Origin of the sequence: Lysobacter sp. Root690 (genome assembly GCF_001427785.1) — a bacterium.
GTDB lineage: Bacteria > Pseudomonadota > Gammaproteobacteria > Xanthomonadales > Xanthomonadaceae > Lysobacter.
Genome location: NZ_LMHM01000012.1, coordinates 873,438 through 882,306 on the forward strand (window position 1 = coordinate 873,438; position 8,869 = coordinate 882,306).

At 68.0% G+C, this 8,869-nt stretch carries 5 protein-coding genes and 1 pseudogene; 3 read left to right on the forward strand and 3 right to left on the reverse strand.

Annotation, left to right across the window (positions count from 1 at the left end; translation table 11 throughout):
• The first annotated feature begins 58 nt into the window (after positions 1-58).
• Together ASD86_RS11645 and ASD86_RS11650 are read left to right on the forward strand one after the other, a co-directional pair.
• Positions 59-916 carry an ABC transporter permease gene (locus ASD86_RS11645; protein WP_056110505.1) on the forward strand — a complete coding sequence of 286 codons (858 nt, stop codon included), beginning with the start codon at positions 59-61 and terminating at the stop codon, positions 914-916.
• The gene (locus ASD86_RS11650; RefSeq protein WP_056110507.1) at positions 913-2,502 is read left to right on the forward strand and encodes an ABC transporter ATP-binding protein; all 1,590 of its coding nucleotides are present in this window, start codon (positions 913-915) and stop codon (positions 2,500-2,502) included. The genes ASD86_RS11645 and ASD86_RS11650 overlap by 4 nt, the downstream gene beginning before the upstream one ends.
• Positions 2,503-2,760: 258 nt before the next feature.
• Here ASD86_RS11650 and ASD86_RS11655 read toward each other — a convergent pair whose 3' ends face one another.
• The 3 genes from ASD86_RS11655 to ASD86_RS11665 all read right to left on the reverse strand — a co-directional run bounded on the left by ASD86_RS11655 (position 2,761) and on the right by ASD86_RS11665 (position 5,268).
• On the reverse strand, positions 2,761-3,009 hold the full coding sequence (locus ASD86_RS11655; RefSeq protein ID WP_036108061.1) for a hypothetical protein: 249 nt from the start codon (positions 3,007-3,009) through the stop codon (positions 2,761-2,763).
• A 176-nt stretch (positions 3,010-3,185) separates the two neighbouring features.
• A complete protein-coding gene (locus ASD86_RS11660; protein ID WP_056110509.1) occupies positions 3,186-4,841 on the reverse strand; it encodes a PA domain-containing protein in 1,656 nt (551 codons plus the stop codon).
• Positions 4,834-5,268, reverse strand: a complete 435-nt coding sequence (locus ASD86_RS11665; RefSeq protein ID WP_056110734.1) for a hypothetical protein — start codon at positions 5,266-5,268, stop codon at positions 4,834-4,836. Before ASD86_RS11665 ends, ASD86_RS11660 begins: the two co-directional genes overlap by 8 nt.
• Before the next feature lie 366 nt (positions 5,269-5,634).
• Between ASD86_RS11665 and ASD86_RS11670 the strand changes: the two are divergent.
• A pseudogene (locus tag ASD86_RS11670) lies at positions 5,635-8,869 on the forward strand (hypothetical protein); the annotation flags it as partial.

Genomic DNA, 8,869 nt, shown 5'->3' on the forward strand with positions numbered 1-8,869 from the left:
TACAAGGGGAAGCCGGCATCAGCCCGGTCTGGGGTAGGAATGGGTACGATGCGCGGCAATGCGATCGTTCAAATCCCTGCCGCCGCTGGCGCGCACCTGTCTGTTGATTCTCGCCGCGCTGGTGGCGCTGTGCTGGCTGGCGCCCTGGCTTGGTCGCTACGGCCCGATACTGCCCGACTGGGACGCGTTGTCGGCCCGGCCCGGGACCGCCGGGCATTGGTTCGGCACCGACGCGATCGGCCGCGACGTGTTCGCGCGCACCCTGGCCGGCGGGCGGCTGTCGCTGGGCATCGGTTTGCTGGCGAGCGTGGTCGCGCTGGTCATCGGGCTGGGTTACGGCGCGATCGCCGGGCTTGCCGGCGGCTGGGTCGAGCGCTTGATGGTGCGGGTGCTCGATGTGTTCTCGGCGCTGCCGTTCCTGTTAGTGGTGATCCTGCTGCTGACCTTGTTCGAACGTTCGCTGCTGCTGTTGCTGGCGGCGATCGGCGGTTATGTCTGGATCGATCTGGCTCGGGTCATGCGCGCGGAGGCCGCGCGATTGCGCGAGGCGCCGTTCGTGCTCGCGGCGCAGGCGGCCGGGGCGAGCTTCGGCCAGCGCCTGCGCTGGCATGTGCTGCCGAACCTGATGCCGCTGGCGTTCGTGTACCTGGGATTGATCCTGCCGCAAGCGATCCTGGTCGAAAGTTTTCTCGGTTTTCTCGGGCTGTCGATCGACGAGCCGTCGTCGAGCTGGGGCGGCCTGCTGGCCGAAGGCGTGCAGGAGCTCGACAGCGCGCCGTGGACCTTGCTGTTTCCGGCGGGCTTTCTGGTGACGACGCTGGCCGCGTTTCAGTTTCTCGGCGACGGGCTGCGCGATTGGCTCGACGTGCATCGTTCGCCGCAGGGCGATGCGCCACGGCAGGCCGCGGCCGCATGAGCGCGCTGGTTTCGCTGCATGGGTTGTGCGTCGCTGTCGACAGCGGTTCGCCGCCGTCGCGGCGTCTGCTCGGCCCGCTGGATATGGAACTGCATGCGGGCCAGTGCCTTGGCGTCGTCGGCGAAAGCGGCAGCGGCAAGAGTCTGACCGCGCTGGCCTTGCTCGGTCTGCTGCCGGCGCAGCTGCGCGCGCAGGGACGCTTGAACATCGACGGCCACGACATCGCGATCGCCAGCGCCGCGCATGCGCGATTACGCGGCCGCACCCTGGCCTGGGTGCCGCAGGATCCGCTCGCGGCCTTGCATCCGCTGTGCCGGATCGGCGCGCAGCTCAATGAAACCTTGCGCGTGGTGCGTGGTTTGTCGGCGACGACGGCCGGTATTCAGGCGCAGGCCTTGCTCGAACGCGTGCAGCTGCCCGATCCGGCCGCGGCCCTGCGCCGTTATCCGCATCAGTTCTCCGGCGGCCAGCGCCAGCGCATCGCGATCGCGCTGGCCCTGGCGACGCAGCCGCGGTTGCTGATCGCCGATGAGCCGACTTCGGCATTGGATGCGCGCATCGCCCGCGACATTCTCGATCTGCTCGATCGATTGCGTCGCGAGGACGGCCTGGCGCTGCTGCTGATCAGTCACGATCTGCCGCTGGTCGGTGCGTATGCGCAGCAGTTGCTGGTACTGCAGCGCGGTGAGGTAGTCGAACGCGGCGACACCGCGACGGTGTTCGCGTCGCCCGCGCATGCGTATACGCGCGAGTTGCTGGCCGCGGATCGGATCGATGCCTTGCTGCCCAAGCCGGTGGGGAAGGCCGATAGCGACACGCCGCCGCTGCTGCGCGGCGAAGCCTTGTCGATGCACTATCCGCGCGCGCCGCGGCCGGCGCTCGATGGAGTCGATATCGAATTAAGACGTGGCCAAGGCCTGGCCTTGGTCGGCGAAAGCGGCAGCGGCAAGAGCACGCTGGGTCGCGTGTTGCTGCGTCTGTTGCGTGGCGCGCAGGGGCGCGTGTCGATTGACGGGATCGACCTGGGTTCGCTGGACGCCGCTGCCTTGCGCAGTTTGCGCGCGCGGACCGGGGTGGTGTTCCAGGATCCGTATGCGTCGCTCGACCCGCGCCTGCGCGTAGCTGAGATCGTCGCCGAGCCGCTGCGCATCCACGGAAACCTGGACAAGGCCACACGCCGCGCGCGCGCCGCCGAACTGCTGGGCGATGTCGGTCTGGACGAAGCGATGCTGGATCGGTATCCGCATCAGTTTTCCGGCGGCCAGCGTCAGCGCATCGCGATCGCGCGCGCGTTGGCGACCTCGCCCGACCTGTTGGTCTGCGACGAAGCGGTGTCGGCGCTGGACGCACATCACCGCGCGGCGATCCTGGCCTTGCTCGCGCGGCTCAAGCGCGAGCGCGGGTTGGCATTGTTGTTCGTGACTCACGATCTGGCCGCGGCCGCGGCGGTGGCCGAGCGCATCGCCGTGCTCGAAGGTGGGCGCATCGTCGAGACTGGATCGACGGCGCAGGTGTTGAAGGCGCCGCAGCATGCGCATACGCGCGCGCTGGTGGCGGCGCGGCCGGTGGCGGTTGGGTCGGTCTAGCCGACTGGTTCAGTTGAGTGGTGTGACGCGGAGCCGTGGCCACCGCGCGGTTTTCGCGTGAGGTGATCGGCGATCTGAGACGAAAGCGTCGGGGCTGAAGCCCCGCCCACAAAAGACCTCGAGGGTTCGCGCCAAGGCGAGGTCTGCGCTCACGCCCGCAACGGTGCACCGTTTCGGCGCGGCGCTTGAAGACAGGCTCGTCGTTGCTCAATCACCGCTACGCCGCCGCGATCGCGGCGGCGCAGCGCGAGTCCATCGTCAGATGATGCCGCCGCCGATCCCGAGCCGGACCACGCCGACCACGATCACGATGGCGTTGAGCAACAGGCCGGTCTTGGCCCGGCCGTTGTTTTCCGACTTCGTGAACAACAGGCCGATCGCGGCGATGATCGCGCCGACCGCGGCGAACGGAATCAGAAACCAGTTGCCCCAGCCGAGCAACGGAATCAGGGCCAGGACCATCCACGCCAGCGCGAAAATGCCCCAGAGCAGGCTGATCAATCCCATCGTGTCGTACTCCGCATGCGGCCGGAATGGCCTCGTGGGTGCAACGTAGCGTCTGCGGCGGCGAATTCAAGTGCCGCAGGTCGCCATGACCTTCGCGCTTTCAGCTGGCGCAAAGAAAACCGGCGCCTCGCGGCGCCGGTTTTTGCAACGCTATAACGATGCGTGGAGCGTGAGGCTTACGGACGCACCGTCGCCGCGCACTGACGCACCTTGCCCAACTGCGTGGTGGTGATCGCGCCGATCTGCTGCAACTCGGTGGCGTGATCGGAGATGCAACGCAGGTAGAGCGCACGGCTGCCGTGGGCGTGGGTCGCGCACAGCTTGCTCTCGGCGGTGATGTTGGCGCCGATGATCAGGCCGGGCGTTTCCACCGCCTTGACCGTGGTGTCGCAGGTGCCGAGGATCGCGTTGCCCGGATTGAGCGTCCAACCGATGTCGACGAACATCGCCGGGGTCAGATCGACGTCGAACTGGGCCTGCACTTCCGGCGTATCGAACGGTTCCATCAGCGCGTTCGGCTGCAGGTCGGTGTCGAAGTGCGAGAAGGTCGAGCCGACCGCGACGATGGTCGGCGCGTACAGCCGCGTGCGGCCATTGCGATCGGCGCCTTGCAGGAAGTTCGGATCGACCAGCGCGCCCGCCGTTGCCGGCAGGTTGGCCTTGACCAACGCGCCGTCGCCTTGCGAGATCATCACCGTGGGAATGGTGATGTCGGTGATCGGCGGAGCCGAATTGCCCATGCCCGCAACGCCGCCGGTGTTGTTGACGATCACCACCGCGACCGCGCCGTTGAGCTGCGCATTCTTCGCCTTGACCGCGAAGTTGCAGGTGCCGCGATCGATCACCGCGACCTTGCCGGCGATGGCGGCCGCGTTGACGAACGGGGTTTCGCAACCGTCGCTGACCGAAGCGGCGGCGACGCCATCGTTGACCAGCACCAGCTGACCGGCCGGGAAGCTGGTCGCGGACGGGGCCGGACCGAAGTCGGCGAAGCCGATTTCGTAACTGCCCGCGGCAGGCGCCGGTGCGGTCACGTTGAGCACGGTGCGCCGATCGAGGACCAATGGCGCCTGAGCGTTGACCTGGGTGCCGTTCCACACCGTGCGGCCCGGGGTCTTCATGGCTGTGGCGCGCAGCGCGTCGGTCATGGCGGCGTCGTCGAACGGCTTGTTCTGGACGTTGTCGTAGGCGTTGCGGGTGTAGACGTCGGTGAAGCCCGCAAGCAACGCGCCGGTGGACTTGTTGATGAACCCCTGCGCGCCCAGGCCGTGGCCGAGCTCGTGCATGACCACGTTAAGGAAATTGATCTTGCCTTCCGGGGTCTTGCCGTCCAGGCCCAGGTACCAACCCGAGCCCGCCAGGCAGTCCGGCTTGCCGAGGTCGCCGTTGAACTGGGAGAAGATATCGGCCGGATCGGCCGGGTCGGGCACGAGGTCCTCGCCGGCGATCGCATCGGCGAGCGCGGAGTGGTACAGCGTGTTCGGAATCGCGCCCGGGAAGTCGTTGAGGATCCAGTTGGTGCCGGCCGCGCCGAGGGTGCCGCCGGTAGCGGTACAGGTCAGGCGGGCGAAGGTGGCGTACACCTTGATCTCGACGTTGCTCTGCAGCACCGCGCCCCATGCATCCATCGCGTACTTGTAGACGATGCGGCGTTGTTCGCCGATGGAAACGCCCGGGTTGCCGCCGACCGGAGCGGCCGCGGTCGGATCGTTGAGGCCCACGGCGGTGCCGTCGTCGCCGTTGATCAGGGTGAGGTTGGCGGCTTGCGCGCTCGGCGCGAACGCGAAGGCGCTGGCGAGTGCGATCGAAATGGCGAGCAGTGACTTATTCACGCGGCAGCTCCCCGTGCTGAGTGGCGGGAGCGACGTCGTCGCTGGGATCGCTGTGCTGGATGACGATCTTGCCGTTCGCATCGCGGGTGGCGGTCAGCGTGCTCATCTCCGACAACGGCATCTTGCGCGCGACCGCGCCGTTCGACAGGCGACGTTCGCTGGCGCGGACCTCGCTTGCGTTGGCCGGAAACGCGCCGCGCAAGCTGCTGGATTTCGCAGTCGACTTTTGCTGCGTCGCAGCGGCCTTGTCGAGCGCCTGGCTCTCGGCTTCGGTCAGCGGACGCAGCTTTCCGTTTGCGTCGATGCCGACCTTGGAACTGGAAACCGACGCGTCCGCGGTGGACGGTTCGGCGGCGTGGGCCACGCAACAGGTGGCAAGGAGCAAGCCGGGCACTAACAGCCCGACTTTCAAGCGAGTACTCATGATCAATCCCCCTAAGAATTGGCAATGGTGACTCGTTCGGACGGTGTTTCTATACGAACGAATGCGGTTATTTGTGTGAAGCAACGACAAGCCGCAGCCGAGTTTGCGCATGAAACCCGATCGAACACAAGGACGTAAAAAAGCGGGCAAAACCGGCCATGGTCGGTTTGCTGCATTGCAGCGTGATGAACGGGGCCGTGCTCAGTGTGTTCATCACGCCACAGAATTTATATACCGGATCCAATGTAAAAAAGTGCACAAAAACGTTTATGGTTAACCAAACCGGTGCCGGGGAGGGCGCGGTCACAAGCATGGTCGCGCTTCGACGGTTCCGAATCCGGTTCTTGTCAGCCATTAGGGGGAAAACGCATGAATCGCAGCACCCTACTGGCGCTGGCTATCGCCAGCGTCATCGGTATGAACGTGGTCGCAGCACCCGTAGCGTTCGCAGGCAACAACTGCGACCTCAACGACGGCGACACCAGCAACGAAAACAGCGGCGGCAGCAGCGCCAACGGTGCCGACGCGATCGCGTGCGGCAACGGCAACACCGCCGAAGGCGCGGAAAGCGTTTCGATCGGCCAGGCCAACAGCGCCGATGGCGCGAGCGCCAGCGCGCTGGGTTACGTCAACACCGCCAGCGGCGACGACAGCAGCGCGGTAGGCAATTTCAACCAGGCCAGCGGTGCGGGCAGCAACGCGTTCGGCCGCGGCAACCTGGTGCTCGGCGACAACGCCAACGCCTTCGGCAGCAACAACAGCGCCGACGGCGCCGGCGCGGTCGCGCTGGGCGGTAACAATTCGGTTGGAGGCGTGGGCGCGGTGGCGGTCGGCAACGACAACGCCGCCAACGGCGACGGCAGCCACGCCTCGGGCGGCGGCAACATCGCCGGCGGCGCCGCGTCGCTCGCGGTCGGCAGCGGCAACACCGCCAGCGCCGACGATGCGACCGCGGTGGGCCGGATCAACGAAGCCAGCGGCCAGGGCGCTACCGCGGTCGGATTCGTCAACACCGCCAGCGCCGACGGCGCCAGCGCGCTGGGCAATTTCAACAGCGTCACCGGCGTCGGCGCCAACGGCGTGGGTCGCGGCAACCGGGTCGAGAGCGAAAACGGCAATGCCTTCGGCGGCGACAACGTCGTCACCGGGATCAACGCGACCGCGCTGGGCAACGGCAACACCGTCAGCGGCGCGCGCAGTCTCGCCGCCGGTGTCGGCGCGCAGGCCAGCGCGGACGATGCGGTCGCGCTGGGCAGCGGCTCGGTCGCCGATCGCGCCAACACGGTTTCGGTCGGCGCGGCCGGCAGCGAACGCCAGATCACCAACGTCGCCAACGGTACCCAGGCCAACGACGCGGTCAATCTGAGCCAGTTGCAGGCGCTCGGCGACGGCTTCGTGGTGCGCGGCACCCAGACCGGCGCGAACAGCGTCGCGGCCGGTGCCGGCAGTGAATCGAGCGGCGCCGGCAGCAGCGCGCTCGGCAGCGGTAGCGTCGCCAGCGGCGCGGACAGCACCGCGGTGGGCGCGGCCAACACCGCCAGCGGCAGCGGCGCGAGCGCGGTGGGTTTCGTGAATACCGCCAGCGCCGACGACAGCAGCGCGCTGGGCAACTTCAATGAAGCCAGTGCGGTCGGCGCGAACGCCGTCGGCCGTCTCAACCTCGCCACCGGCGTCAACAGCAACGCGGTCGGCGGCGACAACATCGCCAGTGGCGACAATGCCAGCGCGATCGGCAGTCTCAACGACGCCAGCGGCGCCAACAGCAACGCCTTCGGCAGCGGCAACATCGCCAGCGGCGTCGGCGCGGCGGCACTGGGTACCGACAACACCGCCAGCGCCGACGATGCCAGCGCGATTGGCGTGGCCAACGAGGCCAGCGCCAACGGCGCCAGCGCGGTGGGTTACGTCAATATCGCCAGCGGCGCCAACGCCAGCGCGCTGGGCAACTTCAACACCGCCACCGGCAACGGCAGCGTCGCCGCGGGTCGCGGTAACACTGCGAACGGCTTGAACAGCAACGCGATCGGCGGCGACAACACCAGCGACGGCGACAACGCCACCGCGATCGGCACCGGCAACCTCGCCAACGCCGCCAACAGTAACGCGGTCGGCAGCTTCAACCAGGTCGACGGCGATGCCGGCAACGCGGTCGGCGCCAACAACACGGTCAGCGGCGCGAACGGCAATGCCTTCGGCGGCGACAACACTGTCGACGGCGCGAACGCCACCGCGATCGGCAGCGGCAACACCGCCAGCGGCGCGAACAGTCTCGCCGCCGGCTTCAACAGCCAGGCCACGGCCAACGATTCGGTCGCGTTGGGTTCCAACTCGGTCGCCGATCGCGCCAATACGATCTCGGTCGGCGCGCTCGGCGCCGAGCGTCAGATCGCCAACGTCGCCGACGGCACCGACGACACCGACGCGGTCAACGTGCGCCAGCTGCAGGACGCGATCACCACCGCCGGCGACGGCTTCGTGATCCGCGGCACCCAGACCGGCACCGACGCGGTCGCGGCCGGCGTGGGCAGCGAGGCGAGCGGCGATAACAGCAGTGCGCTCGGCAACGGCAGCCTCGCCAGCGGCGCGAACAGCACCGCGCTGGGCAACCTCAGCATCGCCAGCGGCGACAACGCCAGCGCGGTGGGTTGGGGCAATACCGCCAGCGGCGCGGAAAGCGCGGCGTTCGGTACCTTGAACGACGCCAGCGGCGACTTCGCCAGCGCGTTCGGTTACGTCAATCAGGCGGTCGGCGAAAACAGCAGCGCGTTCGGTAATTTCAACTCGGTGCAGGGCGCGGGCAGCAATGCCTTCGGCTCGACCAATCAGGTGAACTCGGATAACGCCAGCGCCTTCGGCAACGCCAACGTGGTCGACGGTGCCAACGCGACCGCGATCGGCAGCGGCAACACCGCCAGCGGCGCGAACAGCCTCGCCGCTGGTTTCAACAGCCAGGCGACGGCCGCCGATTCGGTGGCCTTGGGTTCCAACTCGATCGCCGACCGCGCCAACACGGTGTCGGTGGGCGCGGCGGGCGCCGAGCGCAACATCGCCAACGTCGCCGATGCGACCGCGGCGACCGATGCGGTCAACCTGCGTCAGTTGCAGGCGATCGGCGATGGCTTCGTGATTCGCGGCACCCAGACCGGCGCGAACAGCGTCGCGGCCGGTGCCGGCAGCGAATCAAGCGGCGCGGGCAGCAGCGCGCTGGGCAGCGGCAGCCTCGCCAGCGGCGACGACAGCACCGCGGTCGGCGCGGCCAACACCGCCAGCGGCAGCGGCTCCAGCGCGGTCGGTTTCGTCAACACCGCCGGCGCCGACGATGCCAGCGCGTTCGGCAACTTCAACCTTGCCAACGGCGTGGGTTCGAATGCGTTCGGTCGCGCCAACACGGTCAACAGCGTCAACGGCAATGCCTTCGGCGGCGACAACACGGTCGACGGCGCCAATGCCACCGCGATCGGCAATGGCAACACCGCCAGCGGCGCAAACAGCCTCGCCGCCGGTTTCAACAGCCAGGCCACCGCGGCCGATTCGGTGGCCCTGGGTTCGAACTCGATCGCCGACCGCGCCAACACGGTCTCGGTCGGCGCGGCCGGCGCCGAGC